The sequence below is a fragment of the Oceanobacillus sp. FSL K6-0251 genome (genome assembly GCF_038004725.1).
Lineage (GTDB): Bacteria > Bacillota > Bacilli > Bacillales > Amphibacillaceae > Oceanobacillus > Oceanobacillus oncorhynchi.
The window spans coordinates 3,879,446-3,896,430 of the sequence record NZ_JBBORS010000001.1 but is presented as its reverse complement, the minus strand read 5'-3'; the positions used below and the strand labels follow the sequence as shown (position 1 = coordinate 3,896,430).

The following is a 16,985-nucleotide window of genomic DNA, read 5'->3' as shown; positions in this document are numbered from 1 at the left end:
AATTACGTATGATAAGTAAGAACCGTTGCACAATCAGGGAACTGATTGTGCAACAGTTTTTTTGTGAAGGCAAAAAACTATAAAAGTATACTCTCGTATATTATTAACTTATAACCAATAAAAAATAAATGTACGTAAATTCTCGCTAATTATTAATTATATTTATTGATGGGCTGGAAGAAATGATTCTTGCAGATTATTGGACCCGATTTCATTGACTCTTACTATGCCTATTCAGAATTTAAAATCCCCCCTCATGAAACGCACAAATAGTCTCTATAGACTTATGAATCACAGGCGGTAGATATCTCGAACGATTTTTAACAAGATATACATTTCTTTTTAACATCGGGCCTTCCAGCTTTTTGATATGCACATTTGGATGGTTGGATGCATTGACATAGTTTTCCGGAACAATGGTAATTCCAAGGCCGCTTTCCACAAGGTGATAAGCTGTTTCAAAGCATTCAATTTCGAATTGAATATTAGGATGGATACTTGCGTCTTGAAAAGCCTTTATGATATCAATCCGTGTTTGATATCCCTCTTTGCATAAAATGAAGGGCAGGTACTGTTTTTTCTATCGTAAGTGAAGTTTTAGATTGAAGAGGGTGATTCTTTTGGTAGGTGCGGTGCCTTCTTAATTGATGTTTTTGTAGTGCCGGTTATCATTACGACGATTAATTTATTTAGCTAGTCCAATGTATCATTTTTGATTAAAATATGTATCCTCTTCTTCTTTATCATATTTAGAAATAACAACTCTATCATGCAGGGTTGAAAGGAAAACTGTCGTAGAATTATATTTTGCGGCTTTTTTTTTGCTCCGTATTTTAACAAGTGTCTCTAGGTGATCCAGATAACTCCTGTCTTAAACATGGGAAACGTTATAGGATATAAAGTCTCCGGAAAAACATACATCCTATAAATGTTTCCATTCCATAGTCTTCAAATCATGGTATAATAGACTTAGTTTATTTGTTCTGTTTTATTGTTTTATTCAGACTATATTTTTTATACTAAAGGAAAGAGGTGGATGTTCCGGATTTCCCTGCCAGACAGGAAGGGGAAGTATATCTTACTCCATACGAATCGGCGTATGCTGTAAATCTATTAAAATACATAAGAAGGAGAACCGAAAAATGCATAGAAAGTACAAATGGGGTGTCTTTTTTATCGCCGCTGTTTTTACAATTTTCACATGGGCAATACCGTTACAGACAGTAAGCGCGGAAAAAGACAGTGAACGTTTTGTAGATACGCAAAATGATTCAAACGAACTAGATGCGGTTGAAATGCCGACACAAGCTCTTCTTTCTTTGAAGGATTCGGAGGATGACGAGGGGACAGAGGAAGATCAATCCGATGATGCGGAAGAGTTAGATTCGCAGGAGGTTTATATTACAGATGACGTATTGGCGGAACCGGTTACGGAAGAATTAGGGAAAGAAGCAGGGCAGCCGATTACAGAAGCTGATATGGAGCAATTAGTAGAATTGGAGAAGCAGGGAGCAGTTGGTGCTGCATCGATACGTTCTCTTGGAGGGCTGCAATCTGCGAAGAATTTGGAAAGATTACATTTGCCGATGCATGATCTCAATGATATTTCTCCGCTATCTAACTTGGGGAATTTACAGTCTTTAGATTTGGCTTACAGCTCGGTTAATGACCTGGCGCCTTTATCCAATCTGGGGAATGTAGAGAGTTTGAATTTGTTTGGAAATCCTATTAATGATGTTGCTCCTTTAGCAAATTTGGAAAAGTTAAGGGATCTAGACCTGGCCTATACGTTTATAGAGGATATTTCGTCCTTATCGGATTTGCCAAACTTAGAGAATTTAAATTTGGATGGTAACCCGGCGCAGGATGATGGCGGGGATTCACAAGATGATGGTGACGATGTTGTAAATGGCTCGGAATCAGATGAAGAAGGAGCCGAAGAGGAGAGCGGGGAGTTTGGTATTGATTCGCGGGAGGTTTATTTTGAGGATGCGGTGTTGGAAAAAGCGATTGCGGAAGAATTGGGAATAGATGGTCGGGCTATTACTGAGGCGGATATGACAAAACTGCCCAATTTATATGCCAATGGTTATGATTCTGAACGAATTACCTCTCTGGAAGGTTTACAATATGCGACGAATTTAGTTGATTTATCTTTATGGGATAATGATATTAGCGACCTGACACCTATAAGTGGCTTGGAAAATTTATCTTATTTAGATTTGGATGATAATAATATTGAAGATCTTACGCCCTTGGCCAATCTCAAAAACTTAATGACTTTATATTTGGATAATAATGCGATTGAAGATATTACCCCGTTGCAAGAATTAACCTTGGCAGACATGTATATCTCTTTGTATGGGAATCATATCGACGATGAAGCTGCGATCCAATATTTACGGGATAATGGTGCTTCAGTAGGTTATTATAACGATACCGATTCACCTGAGGTTTATTTTGAGGACGAAGTATTGGAAGAAGCAGTTGCAAATACGTTAGGAATTGAAGGTCGAGCGATTACGGAGTCAGACATGGCAAAACTAACTGATTTATATGCTAATGATTATGACTCTGACTTTGGTCCAATCACTTCTTTAGAGGGATTACAATATGCAGAAAATTTGATGACTTTAGATTTGATGGGAAACAATATTAGCGATTTAACACCTTTGTCAGGTTTGAAGAATTTAGAAAGCTTAACTCTTTGGGATAACGCTATTAGCGATCTGACACCTCTAATCAGCTTGGAAAACTTATCTTATTTAGACTTGGATGAGAATTATATAGAAGACCTCGCACCTTTAACTAATCTAACCAGTTTAGAGACTTTATATCTGTCTTATAATGAAATTGAAGATATTACCCCGTTGCAGGAATTATCCTTGATGGACATGTATATTTCTTTATACGGGAATTATTTCGATGACGAAGAGACCATTCAATACTTACGGGATAATGGTGCTACCATTAATTACGACTGGGAAGAGGAATCACCAGAGGTATATTTTGAAGATGGGGTATTAGAAGCAGCAATTGCTGAAGAATTAGGTGTAGAAGGTCGGCCGATTACGGAGGAAGACATGGCTAAGCTTACGGAATTAACCGCATATGGAACCGATTCGGAATCCATAACCTCTCTGGAAGGATTACAGTATGCAGAGAATTTACGAGAGTTAAAATTGATATCGAACGGCATTAGCGATTTAACGCCTTTATCCAACTTAGTAAATTTAGAAGAGTTAACTTTATGGGATAACGATGTCAGCGACATAACGCCGTTGGAAAATTTGAGAAATCTATCTTATTTAGATTTAGATAATAATGCGATTGAAGACCTCACTCCTTTATCGGATCTAAAAAATTTAGAGACTTTACATTTGGATGATAATGCAATTAATGATATTACTCCACTAAAAGAGTTATCCTTAAAGGATATGTATATTTCTCTGTATGGAAATAATTTCAACGATGATGATACAATCCAATATTTACGTGATAATGGTGCTATAGTCGGCTATTACTCTACAGAGGGTGATGAAGAAGACGAAACAGAAACACCTGACCCAGATGATGATTACATCGATCCAGAAGGGAAAGGCAATACACCAAACTCTGAAGGAAGCGGAGATGAAAACGGAGAAACAAATGGGGATACGCCGGCCCCTGAAGACAATGAAGGAGGAAATGAGGAACAAGAAAATAATACTCCAGTTCCAGAAGGCGACGATGGAGAAAACGAAGGTGCAGAAGAGGAAACTCCAAATCCGGAAGAAAATGAAGAAGGAACCGGAAATTCAGAAAATGAAACTCCAACTCCAGTAGAAAACGAAGAAGGAACTGGAAACCCAGAAGATGCTACGCCAACTCCCACCGAAGCAGAAGGCGGCAATGGAGAAGCAAATAATGCCGCTCCAAATGCAGTTGGAACAACAGGAGGCAGCGGAGAATCTGGAAACAATTCCACCGCTGAGGAAAGCCAAAGTGATGTACGCGGGGAAACGACAGCGGAAAAGCTGCCAAATACATCAACCAATGCGTATAATTGGTTCTTGGCTGGAGCGATATTCCTTTTCGCTGGTAGCTATATGTTGATTTTTTATGCATACAGAAACAGAATAAATAACGGATAGTAAGACGAAAGAAGCTACTCTCTCTCCCTTGCAAAATTTCAGGAATGAGAGTAGCTTTTTTCACTAATTTATCATTTTAAGAGTGGACGAAATTATTCTTAAATATTATATAAATTTCTCCAATAATGACATTTATAGATGATGTTCAAAAGCCCACCTGAAATGATTAACAGTAATTCTATGTTGGAGACAATTTTTTAATACCATAGAAATACTTCCATTTTTTGTTTATAATTCATTTTTTTACACATGTTTAATAGAATCGTAAAACTATATTCAATAACAAACACTTATAATACAATAAGAATATGTGAATCACGAGGGGAGGTTTTTAACATTTACAAACTACTATTAGCCGATCGTGATAAAGAAGAACTTCAAGGCATTCGTTGGTTACTATCTAAATATTCATTCCCAATAACAAATATTAGCTTAACTGACCAAATAACCGATGTTCTAACAAATCTCGAAAATGAACTTCCTGATATTCTATGTGTTGAATTAGATATGATACCAGAGAATAAGTGGGAAGTAGTAAAAACCTTTATTTACAGGTATTCAGGGCAGGTGATAGCGATTACTGCAGAGGCGACTTTTGAACGAGCTATGCAAGCGATGTCTATAAAGGCAGTTGATTTGTGGGTGAAGCCACTATCGCCTTCACGTATGAAACGTGCCATACAACAAGCAGTTGGTAACCTAACAGCCATTCGTAAGAAAAATACAGAAATTGAATTTGAACAGGTTATTCGATATGAATCTTTATTTATAGATGATTACGTACCCTTCCATTACCCAGTCTACTTATTAGAGGCTGAACATCGAGAAACACTGAATGATTTACGGGCTTTTATTAATCAATTTGATTTTGATTATAAACCATCAGTATTCTCAACTCATAATTGCATTATTCTTGTATTCCGCCATGATTTCCCAGAACCGTTAAAACAAGCACAGAGATTTTTAAGAGAATGGAAACACGTAGAAGCAGGTTCTATTGTGATAGTTGTACATACGGGGAGTGAAGATTCACTTTTTCAAATTTATATGAAACTAATTCGTATGATGGAAACAACATTTTTTATTGGTTACGAGCAAGTGCTGCTTGCAGAAGACGCACAAGATTGGGTGGAGATAGATCCTTTTCTAACAATGGAAGAACAAAGGAATTTGATTTTTATGCTAGATGAGGGACAGGGAGATAAGTTAAAGACATGGTTGTATGAGGAATTTTTTGATATGCAATCTCCTTATCTTGAACCAGGACTGCTTCGTACACGTTTAACGAGTATATTGGCACAGGTACGTCGTTTTATGTTTCGCAAAGGGATAACAAATCAAGATAGTGAAGTTTATTATAAGAAGGTATTTGAGATTATCTTATATGGTCCGGTTCTATATCGTATTGTTCAAGAGTTGATTCTATTTATTCATTATTTGTTTCAAACGGTTAAAGAGCAACAGATGTATGCGAAGGCAGATGTTGTCGAGTCAGCTATTAGCTACATGGAAAATCATTATAATTATGCAACTCTTTCGTTGACAGAAGTAGCAGAACATGTTGGTCGCAGTCCATCCCATTTAAGTCACATCCTAACCAAAAAGTATCATCAATCATTTCGTGAAATGCTGATTTATATCCGATTGCAAAAAGCAAAAGAACTGCTTGGATCAACGGACGAGTCCATTCAAAATATTGCAGTCTCTGTTGGATTTCGTAATCCGAATTATTTTAGTCGTGTGTTCAAATCATATACGGGGCTCACTCCTCGTGAATGGAGATTACGATAAGTGCGAAAATCTTAATGTAATGAAAAGTAGTTAATAATCATATATTTTTATAACAATCTAATATTTTTTCTATAAAATGAAAGCGTTTTATAAAATGATTTATAGTTACCTAAAATTTTTATTGTATTTCGAAATTCCATTATCTATATTCCACTTCTCTTCATTGATAAAATAAGAATTATCAGAAGACTTCAACGAGGAGTGAATGTGTGATGAAAGAGACGAAATCAAAAGAAGTAAAGCAATACAGAGGTACAGAATTAAATACAAAAGGATGGATTCAAGAGGCAGCATTACGTATGTTAAATAACAATTTGCATCCGGATGTAGCAGAAAACCCGGATGAATTAGTCGTTTATGGAGGAATAGGAAAAGCAGCAAGAAACTGGGAGTGTTATGAAGCGATTGTTGCTTCCTTAAAAGCTTTAGAAGAGGATGAGACATTATTAATTCAGTCTGGTAAGCCCGTAGCGGTTTTACCTTCTCATAAAGATGCACCGAAAGTTTTAATTGCCAATTCAAATCTTGTACCGGCTTGGGCAAATTGGGACCACTTTCATGAGCTGGATCAAAAAGGATTAATGATGTATGGACAAATGACAGCAGGAAGCTGGATTTATATTGGAAGCCAGGGGATTCTTCAAGGAACCTATGAAACATTTGCCGAATGTGCCAAGCAGCATTTTCATGGCGATTTGGCTGGAACTATTTCAGTGACGGCGGGTCTCGGTGGAATGGGTGGTGCGCAGCCGTTGGCGGTAACTTTGAATGGCGGAGTTTGTATCGCGATTGAAGTAGATCAGCATCGAATTAATCGCCGAATTGAAACGAAGTATTTAGACACGTATACCGATGATTTGGATGAAGCCATTCGTCTTGCTAATGAAGCCCGTTCAGAAAAGAAAGCGTTATCTATTGGCTTGTTGGGAAATGCTGCAGAATTGTTACCGAAAATGATTGAAAAAGGGCTCATCCCAGATGTGTTAACAGATCAAACCTCGGCACATGATCCGTTAAATGGTTATATTCCTGAAGGGTTTAGTCTGGAGAAAGCTGCTGATTTACGAGGAAAAGATGAAGCAGCATATATGAAGCTTTCCAAAGCAAGCATGGCAAAGCATGTTGAAGCAATGCTGGAAATGCAAAAACAGGGGGCTGTTACCTTTGATTATGGAAATAATATCCGTCAAGTAGCAAAAGACGAAGGAGTGGAGAATGCCTTTGATTTTCCTGGTTTTGTTCCAGCTTATATTCGTCCGCAATTTTGTGAGGGGAAAGGGCCTTTTCGCTGGGTAGCATTATCAGGAGAACCAGAAGATATTTATAAAACAGATGAAGTTATTTTGCGGGAGTTTAGTGATAATAAGCATTTATGCAACTGGATACGTATGGCACGTGAAAAGGTGAGTTTCCAAGGGTTGCCTTCACGTATTTGCTGGCTTGGCTATGGAGAACGCGCCCGTTTTGGGAAAATTATTAATGAAATGGTTGCCAGTGGTGAAATAAGTGCTCCAATCGTTATCGGTCGTGATCATCTCGATTCCGGTTCTGTTGCTTCGCCGAATCGGGAAACAGAAGCGATGAAGGACGGAAGTGATGCAGTTGCGGATTGGCCGATTTTAAACGCTCTGATCAATAGTGTTGGTGGAGCAAGCTGGGTCAGTGTCCATCATGGTGGCGGGGTAGGAATGGGATATTCCCTTCATGCCGGCATGGTCATTGTAGCGGATGGAACAAAGGATGCAGAAAAACGGCTGGATCGTGTGTTAACAACAGATCCAGGAATGGGAGTTGTCCGTCATGCGGATGCTGGATATGCGTTAGCCCAGGAAACAGCCCGCAAGAAGAACGTAAATATTCCGATGTTAAAAGATCAATAATGTGGATAGCAACTCCCAGGGAAAAGCAGTTCTTCTACTGGGGAGTGCTATTTTCAATGGTACTAGTAAATAGATAGAATGTAACTTCAGGAGGGAAAAACATTGACACAAAAGCTGTTTATTTCAAATGCAAACCAAGTAGTTACCATGGCCGGGCATTCTGATAAGCCTGCCAAAAAAGAGGCGATGTCCGACATAACAATTTTGGAACATGGGAGTATCTGGATAGAAGATGGCAAAATTGTTGAGGTAGGTACAGACGCAGAAATGCGCGAAAAATACCAAGGGCAACTTGATTCTGTAACTGAAATTGATGCATCGGGCAAAACTGTCACACCTGGTTTGATTGATCCACATACGCATCTTGTTCATGCGGGAACACGTGAAAATGAATATGCTATGCGTTTAAAAGGAAAAACCTATATGGAGATTATGGAATCTGGCGGTGGGATTCATGCTACAACCCGTGCTACACAAGCTGCCAGCTATGAAACATTATATGAAGCGTCAAAAAAACGTTTAGATAAGTTTTTATTACATGGTGTTACCACCGTTGAAGCAAAGAGCGGTTATGGATTAACGCTTGAACATGAATTAAAACAGCTGAAAGTGGCAGAGCAGCTGCGCCAAAACCACCCAATAGATATTGTTTCTACATTTATGGGAGCACATGCGGTGCCGCTGGATGAAAAAAGGAATCCGGAAGCGTTTGTTACACGTGTCGTAGAGGAAATGATTCCGGAAGTAGCCGAAAGAAAACTGGCTACATTTAATGATGTATTTTGTGAGCGCGGTGTATTTACACCAGAACAATCCAAGCGTGTACTGGAAGCTGGTAAACAGTATGGACTTACCCCTAAGATTCATGCCGATGAGATTGAACCATATGCTGGAGCGGAATTAGCGGCAGAAGTGGGTGCCATTTCGGCGGATCATCTTCTGGAAGCCTCCGATGCAGGGATTAAAGCGATGGCGGAAAAGGAAGTTGTCGGTGTTCTATTGCCGGGTACAGCGTTTTTCTTAATGGCAGAATTTGCTCCAGCGAGGAAGATGATTGATGCAGGGGTTGCTGTTGCATTGTCAACAGACCAAAATCCTGGGTCTTCTCCAACGATTTCCTTGCCTTTCATCATGAATTTAGGCTGCTTGAAGATGAATATGACACCAGAAGAAGTATTGACTGCGACGACGATTAATGCAGCGCATGCTATTGGATGTGCGGGTGAAGCAGGGAGCCTGGAAGCAGGGAAAAAGGCAGATATTACGATTTTTGATGTTCCTAATTATTTAACTTTATCGTATCAATATGGCATGAATCATGTGGATACGGTTATAAAATCCGGGAAGCAGCTTGTAGTGGAGGGGCGGTTACAATGAGCCATTATCCTTACCCAATGCTCCATAAGCCCAACATGATATGGTCCAAACAGACAGAGCAAACAATAGATTTAAAGGTTCATGAATGGATTGAAACGATTGGAGATACCGAGGTGGACTGGTCTCCTTATGATGTGACGATTCTTGGTGTTCCGCTTTCTAAATCCTCTATCAGTACATCGGCAGCCAGTGAAAATCCAGATGCGATGCGGCAAGCGTGGAAATCCTTTGGAACGTACAATCTGGATGAAAATATAGATTTGGCGGCGTTAAAGGCAGTTGATTTAGGAGATGTGAAGCAGCATGTAACAGACATCGCTTCTTCCCACCAAAATATTGAAGAGGCAATGGCAGCGATAAGAAGTCATCACCCGCATACTTTGCCGATTACGATGGGCGGTGATCACTCCATCACGGCTATGCTGGTAAAGGGATGGAAAAAGACGCATCCTGAGGAGACAATTGGAATTTTACAAATTGACTCCCATTTTGATTTACGTGATCTGAAAATATTTGGACCGGCAAATGGCACCCCGATTCGAAATATCATTGAGAGTGGGACGGTTAAAGGAGAGCATATTCACACCATTGGGCTGCATGGTTTCTTTAACGCTAAAGAACTAAAAGATGTTGCAGATCAAAATGGGATTCGTTATACGACTATGAAACAAGCGCGTAAAGAAGGAATACAGCAAGTTATTGCGCATGCATTAGAACAGTTGAATCAACAAGTAGATACAATTTATTTAACGGTGGATATGGACGTATTAGATATTGTACATGGACCTGGAACACCTGCTGCAGCTCCAGGCGGAATGTACACAGAAGAATTATTTGATGCTGTTCAGCTTGCAGGAGAACATCCGAAAGTCAAAGCCATGGATATTGTGTGTCTGGATCCGAGAAAAGATATAGCGCAAATTACGGTGAAAAATGCCGTTCATACGATGTTGTCGTTTTTAACAGGGTATTGTAAGAGGAGAAATAAAGGATAGTTAACGCAATAACTAAGCCAATGGTGATAAAGTGAAACTTCTTTCAGTGGGGGATTTCATTTACCACTGTAGATTAAAGGAATAAGGACTAAGTTCATGACGTCGTGGGAATGAGGTTGATTACTTGTCATAACCTCGCAAAATAGTTGTCTCAGATGCCTTTGTGACCTACCTTCTGCAGGCTGGAACGAGCCAGGCTGTTACTGGCTGTTCTATCTCCCACTTAGAAATAACATATCTCTTTCATTTCTTGAAGTGGGAGTATTACAAAGCCCTTCGATGGGGGAAGTAATCGCAGCCTCCGTCCCAGCCAGTAATACTGCGATAAATGTTTCTGTTATGGGAATGTATTACTAATAGAGTAAATTCAAATAAAAAAGGTTGGGTGTCAAATGAGTGAGATTCAAACGACTAAATATGATGTTGATAATGATCATAAAAATAATCGGAAAAATATTGTCAAATTTAGCATTTACAGTTTGATAGGTGGATTTATGTTTTTTATACCCATAACGATTAACGGAAACGCTTCTATTATGCTGGATCATATGGTTACTTTCATTCGAAATACTTTTCCCGCGTTTGTACCTTATTACTTATTAATTGTTATTGCTCTCGGTGCCGTTTATCCGTTTATTAGAGGTACATGGAATAAAGGGAACGTAAATACAGTTCTATCTTTTTTTAAGCTTTTAGGATTAGTTGCTGCACTAATGATTGTTTTTAATATTGGGCCAGCATGGTTATTTAATCCAGATATGGGACCTTTCATATTCAATAGTCTAGTTACACCTGTTGGCATTCTAGTTCCCATTGGTGCAGTATTCCTTGCACTTATAGTAAGTTATGGACTCCTTGAATTTATTGGGGTATTAATGCAAAGAATTATGAGACCTGTTTGGAAAACTCCCGGCCGTTCTGCGATTGATGCAGTTGCTTCATTTGTTGGCAGTTATTCAATTGGATTACTAATAACTAATCGTGTGTTCAAAGAAGGGAAGTATTCAGTAAAAGAGGCTTCCATTATCGCAACTGGATTCTCTACTGTTTCTGTAACGTTTATGGTAGTTGTTGCTAATACATTAGATTTAATGGGTATTTGGAATCTGTATTTTTGGTCAACACTTGTCATCACATTTTTAGTAACGGCAATTACCGTACGATTATGGCCGCTGAATAAAATGAGTAATGAATACTACGATGGGGCTAAACCTCAATATGAGGAAATAATTACAGAAAATCGCATAAAGGTAGCGTGGGAACAAGCGATGAAAGTTGCTGATAATGCTCCCAGTTTATTTGAAAATATTAAAATGAATTTAAAGGATGGAATGGTAATGACGATGGCAATTCTACCATCCATTATGTCTATTGGACTACTAGGACTTGTGTTAGCCGAATATACACCGATCTTTGATATTGTTGGCTATATCTTTTACCCTTTCACATGGTTAGTGCAATTACCTGAACCTTTATTAGCAGCAAAAGCCGTTTCCATGGGAATTGTAGAAATGTTTTTACCTGCTTTAATGGTGACGGAAGCAGTTTTAATAACGAAATATGTAATAGCTGTGGTATGTATTTCTTCTATCATCTTTTTTTCAGCTGTTGTGCCAGTTATTTTATCAACAGACATCCCAATTAGTATTCCAAAACTAATTGTAATATGGTTTGAAAGAGTTGTATTAACTATTTTAATTGCTGCACCGGTTGGATATTTATTACTATAAGGAGAAAGCTATTCCCTTTCATACAATGTTGTCGTTTTTGACAGGTTATCAAAAAAGAAAAGTGATCATATAATAAATATAACAGGTTGGCATATAAAATTCTTTTTCATTTTATATAAAATGCCAGAAAAATAATTGACTATTACCACTATTCAGATTATAATCAAAATAGCTATTAGTAAAAAGTTTTATTTTTGAGATAAAAGGGAGCGCTTACATGCCGCAAAAAATTCGCATTGGTAAAATTGCCACACTGCTTGCTATGTTAGATGAAAGTGAATACAGCTCCTTTGAATCCATGTTTGACGAGGTGGATACATGCCTTGGAAAAGTCGGGTCCATGAATATGCAGAAGGTTATTTCTGCAGTGGAAACAGCAGTTAAGAGAAGCGGATTAATTGAAGAAGGGGTTTATCGAGAAACCCACGCATTATATCATACAATTGTTGAGGCGCTTGAAGGGATAACCAGAGGACAACTGGCGATTGGAGAGACAATGCGGACAGTAGGTCTTCGCTTTGCTGTTGTACGCGGGAAACCGTATAAAGAGGAAAAAGAAGGAGAATGGATTGCCGTCGCCTTTTACGGGACAATTGGAGCACCTATAAAAGGATTGGAACATGAAGCGGTTGGTCTTGGAATTAATCATATTTAACAAATAAATACGAAATCATGACCTATAGTAACGAGACGTTAGGAGGTGATGATGGCTTACTTCAGTATGCCGTTATCGCCTCTTTTTGCTGTTTTTTTAGAGAAAGTCAATAGTGTAGCGGACCATAGAAAATCCGTTAAGAAGGAGGAAGAAACAATGATTGAATTAACAGGCCATACTTTAACGATTGAACAACTAAAAAGAATTTTGCTCGATAATGAAAAAGTATCCATTTCCGAAAAAAGCATGGAGGAAGTTCATGATAGCAGATGTGCTGTTGAACAAATTGTAGCAAATAGAGAAACGGTATATGGAATTAATACAGGCTTTGGAAAATTTAGTGACGTGATTATCAATCAAAAAGATGTTGAAAATTTACAATTAAATTTAATCCGTTCCCATGCATGCGGGATTGGTGAACCTTTTCCGGAAATTGTATCACGTGCCATGATGGTACTTCGATTGAATGCTTTACTAAAAGGATTTTCAGGTGTTCGTGGAGTGTTGGTGGAATTACTAGCTGAATTAATTAATAAAAGAATCCATCCAGTCATTCCACAACAGGGATCTTTAGGGGCATCTGGCGATTTGGCGCCATTGGCTCATTTAGCACTTGTTTTAATTGGAGAGGGAAAAGTCTATGGTGAGTCCGGAAACGTAATTGATTCAGCTTCCGTTTTTTCTGAAAAAGGAATTCGTCCGATTACATTGCAGGCTAAAGAAGGGTTGGCACTTATCAATGGAACGCAGGCAATGGTTGCTATGGGGATAGTTAATTATATTGAAGCGGAACAGCTTGCTTTTGATAGTGAATGGATTGCTGCAATGACAATGGAGGGGCTGGAAGGAATTGTAGATGCTTTTCATCCAGCAATACATGAAGCGAGGGGATACCCGCAGCAAATAGATGTGGCAAAAAGAATGCGGGGATGGTTAGACGGAAGCAAACTGATTACAAGACAGGGTGAAAAGCGGGTACAAGACGCGTATTCTTTGCGTTGTATTCCCCAAGTACATGGTGCGTCCTGGCAAGCACTTGATTACGTGAAGGAAAAACTAGAGATTGAGATGAATGCAGCTACGGATAATCCGCTTATCTTTGATGAAGGAGAGGTGGTTATTTCAGGCGGGAATTTTCATGGTCAGCCAATCGCATTTGCAATGGACTTTTTAAAAATTGCAGTAGCAGAATTAGCGAATATATCAGAGCGCCGTACTGAACGGTTAGTGAATCCACAGCTAAATGATTTACCTGCCTTTTTAAGCTCAGAACCCGGTTTGCAATCGGGAGCAATGATTATGCAATATGCTGCGGCATCCCTTGTCTCGGAAAATAAAACCTTAGCGCATCCTGCAAGCGTGGATTCCATTCCTTCCTCTGCCAATCAGGAGGATCATGTTAGTATGGGGACGACGGCATCAAGACATGCAGGAATGATGATACAGAATGCCCGGCGTGTGTTGGCGATTGAATGTATTTGTTCCCTGCAGGCAGCGGAATATCAAGGCGTGGAAAATCTGTCGCCAAAATTAAAGAAAAAATGGGAGAAGATGCGTCATGTTGTCCCGAGCATTACCGAAGACAGAGTTTTTTCAGAGGATATAGAGAAGCTTAATCAGACATTGCACCCGCTGTATCATAACAATAACTTTTTAAAAAAAGAAATTTCTATTAAATAAAGAAAAAGAGGCAGTATTTATCAGTTTTTATGAAGGGTATAAAGCTGCCTCTTCATATTTATCATGGAGAAGCGCCCGTGAAACTCTCGGCTCCAAATAAAGGAGAGGGAATAAATTTATTTAGGCCGGAGATAACGGGTGCTAACTCCCTGAATTACTCAACTAATCATTCAGTGGGAGAAAAGAAAAACTCCCACTAAATGAAGTTTCGTTTTATGAAAACGGCAGTGTTATCATCGAGATTATTTTAACTCGTGTGATACCTCATAAAAGATTGAAAAATAAAGGGGGAGTTAGGAGATGCTTACAAATGCAGTTTTAGTCAGTGTGCTTGTGATGGTAGTGGTAAGTTTATTTCGTGTCAATGTTTTGTTTGCCATTATTCTTGCTGCTTTAACGGCTGGTTTAATGTCTGGAATGAGTTTGGGTGAAGCAGCGGAACTGATGGTGTCGGGCATGGGGGGACAGTCAAACACAGCATTAAGCTATGTTCTACTGGGAATATTTGCTGTAATGATTGGTTTATCAGGGATTACTACAATCCTGGTAAATAAGATGTTAACACTTTTTAGAGGTAAAAAAATGGCACTTGTTTTGAGTCTTGCTGTAATTGCTTGTTTGTCACAAAATATCGTACCTGTACACATTGCTTTTATACCTATTTTAATTCCGCCATTGTTAGGTCTGTTTAATAAATTGAAATTAGATAGACGGGCAGTTGCTGCTGCATTAACTTTTGGACTTAAAGCTCCTTATATGACAATACCAGTAGGTTTCGGATTAATATTTCAAGGGATTATTCGAGATGAAATGATCGCAAATAACATGCCCATTACCTTGAATGAGGTAACGATTTCTATGTTAATACCCGGAGCGGGAATGGTAGTCGGATTATTGGTAGCTATTTTTATCACGTACCGTAAAGATCATCTGCCTAAGGAAAGCCAGCCGGATGAAGCAAATATAGAAGTTGCGTACACAGAAGAAAAAGGAAATTGGGGTTTTTATCAATGGATGACAATTATCGCGATTATCGCAGCATTGGTAACACAGCTTATGACGGAATCACTTATTCTTGGTGCATTAGCTGGAATTATTATCCTGTTTGCAACGAGAGTAATAAAGATGAACGAGAATGAAAAAGTGGTCCAAAAAGGTATTGGAATGATGGGGATGATAGCATTTATTATGCTGGTTGCTTCCGGTTATGCGACTGTGCTACAGGAAACGGGAGGCATTGAACAGCTTGTTGAACAGGCAATTTCCATGGTTGGCACATCATCGTTTCTGATTGCTACGACGATGTTGGTGGTTGGATTGTTTATCACAATGGGAATTGGTACATCATTTGGCACAATTCCTATTCTGGCAGCATTATATGTCCCGATTTGTGCAGCCGCTGGTTTATCCCCGTTGGCAACTGCAGCACTTATTGGAACAGCAGGTGCTCTAGGAGATGCGGGATCACCTGCTTCTGACAGTACGCTTGGACCAACTGCCGGGTTAAATGCTGATGGAAGGCATAATCATATATGGGATACGTGTGTCCCTACATTTTTGCATTATAATATTCCATTATTTATATGCGGAGTAATTGCAGCAGTAATTTTATAAAATGAAATTTTCCAGATGAATTTCTTTGACCAGTTTTTGTATCTAAAAAGAGTCCTTTTGAGGTTGAATCTTACATCCCAATTAGGACTCTTTTTAAATTCTTTAAAATCAACCCAAAATAATAAAAAAACTCCTCAATCACTTCACTTACCCGCCCAATCAACCGATATACCTAATAACAAGTAAGATACACCTTAGGAAAGGTGGAGTTATTATCGATGCGTCTCAACAATAATGTAATGGCGTTTACGATTTACAATAATATGAACAATCATTTTGCCATGGCTCAGAAATCAATGCTTCGTATCGCAACGGGCAAGCGGATTAACAGTGCTGCAGATGATCCGGCAGGGCTGGCTATTTCCGAGAAAATGCGTGCGCAGATTCGCGGATTGAATATGGCCATTCGGAATGCGCAGGATGGCATCTCGCTATTGCAAACGGCGGAGGGTGCGGTGAATGAAACGCATGCGATATTGCAGCGGATGCGGGAGCTGAGTGTGAAGTCAGCGAATGGAACGTATTCGGAATCGGACCGGAAAATCATGCAGGATGAGATGAATCAGCTCCGGGAAGGGTTATCGCAGATTGGACGGGATACCAAATTTAATACACAGTCTCTATTAGACGGTTCCTTTACCAATAAACGCTTGCAGATTGGTGCCAATGCGGGGCAATATATTGAAATTTCAATTGGCGATGTACGGGCAGCTGCGCTGGGTATAGATGAAATCGATATTACGACACAAGAAGGCGCAGATACAGCCATCGGGATTTTAGATGAAGCGATAGAGAAGGCATCCTCACAGCGTTCCAGTCTTGGAGCTGTACAGAGCCGGCTGGAGCATACGATCAATAACCTCTCCAATACAGTAACCAACCTGACACAGGCAGAATCGCGGATTCGGGATGCGGATATTGCAAAAGAGATGATGCTTTATACCAAGCACAGCCTGTTGGCACAGGTTGCCATGGCTATGCTGGCTCAGGCAAACCAGCAGCCGGGGATGATATTGCAGCTTTTACAGAATTAATTTTAAAAATGAGAACCTGAAAAAATATCTTTGCAGTCTATGAGAAACATAGATATAGTGAAAAATTAAATAAAAAGCGCTCTCACTAAAAGTAAG

11 protein-coding genes are annotated in these 16,985 nt (G+C 39.2%); 10 read left to right on the top strand and 1 reads right to left on the bottom strand.

What is annotated here, in order from left to right; genetic code table 11:
- Positions 1-241: 241 nt before the first annotated feature.
- On the bottom strand, positions 242-559 hold the full coding sequence (locus MKY45_RS23320; protein WP_354005238.1) for a LysR family transcriptional regulator substrate-binding protein: 318 nt from the start codon (positions 557-559) through the stop codon (positions 242-244).
- Positions 560-1,142: 583 nt separating this feature from the next.
- Between MKY45_RS23320 and MKY45_RS19275 the strand changes: the two genes are divergently transcribed.
- The 10 genes from MKY45_RS19275 (at position 1,143) to MKY45_RS19230 (ending at position 16,889) form a co-directional block, all read left to right on the top strand.
- Positions 1,143-4,133, top strand: a complete 2,991-nt coding sequence (locus MKY45_RS19275; RefSeq protein WP_341173245.1) for a leucine-rich repeat domain-containing protein — start codon at positions 1,143-1,145, stop codon at positions 4,131-4,133.
- Between the two features lie 507 nt (positions 4,134-4,640).
- Positions 4,641-5,924: a helix-turn-helix transcriptional regulator gene (locus MKY45_RS19270; RefSeq protein WP_193064867.1), complete on the top strand. Its 1,284-nt coding sequence runs from the start codon at positions 4,641-4,643 to the stop codon at positions 5,922-5,924.
- A gap of 212 nt (positions 5,925-6,136) precedes the next feature.
- Positions 6,137-7,804: a urocanate hydratase gene (gene hutU / locus MKY45_RS19265; protein ID WP_256705043.1), complete on the top strand. Its 1,668-nt coding sequence runs from the start codon at positions 6,137-6,139 to the stop codon at positions 7,802-7,804.
- A 147-nt stretch (positions 7,805-7,951) separates the two neighbouring features.
- On the top strand, positions 7,952-9,181 hold the full coding sequence (hutI, locus tag MKY45_RS19260; RefSeq protein WP_341173493.1) for an imidazolonepropionase: 1,230 nt from the start codon (positions 7,952-7,954) through the stop codon (positions 9,179-9,181).
- Complete coding sequence (locus tag MKY45_RS19255) at positions 9,178-10,176, top strand: agmatinase family protein (protein ID WP_193064864.1); 999 nt, start codon at positions 9,178-9,180, stop codon at positions 10,174-10,176. Before hutI ends, MKY45_RS19255 begins: the two co-directional genes overlap by 4 nt.
- 392 nt (positions 10,177-10,568) lie before the next feature.
- The gene (locus MKY45_RS19250) at positions 10,569-11,906 is read left to right on the top strand and encodes a YjiH family protein (protein WP_052484903.1); all 1,338 of its coding nucleotides are present in this window, start codon (positions 10,569-10,571) and stop codon (positions 11,904-11,906) included.
- Positions 11,907-12,123: 217 nt separating this feature from the next.
- Positions 12,124-12,561, top strand: coding sequence for a hut operon transcriptional regulator HutP (gene hutP, locus MKY45_RS19245; RefSeq protein ID WP_042529899.1), 438 nt, complete (start codon positions 12,124-12,126; stop codon positions 12,559-12,561).
- A 156-nt stretch (positions 12,562-12,717) separates the two neighbouring features.
- On the top strand, positions 12,718-14,241 hold the full coding sequence (gene hutH / locus MKY45_RS19240; protein ID WP_193064862.1) for a histidine ammonia-lyase: 1,524 nt from the start codon (positions 12,718-12,720) through the stop codon (positions 14,239-14,241).
- A gap of 300 nt (positions 14,242-14,541) precedes the next feature.
- Complete coding sequence (locus MKY45_RS19235) at positions 14,542-15,855, top strand: Na+/H+ antiporter family protein (protein WP_193064861.1); 1,314 nt, start codon at positions 14,542-14,544, stop codon at positions 15,853-15,855.
- A gap of 218 nt (positions 15,856-16,073) precedes the next feature.
- A complete protein-coding gene (locus MKY45_RS19230; RefSeq protein ID WP_193064860.1) occupies positions 16,074-16,889 on the top strand; it encodes a flagellin N-terminal helical domain-containing protein in 816 nt (271 codons plus the stop codon).
- Positions 16,890-16,985 lie beyond the last annotated feature (96 nt).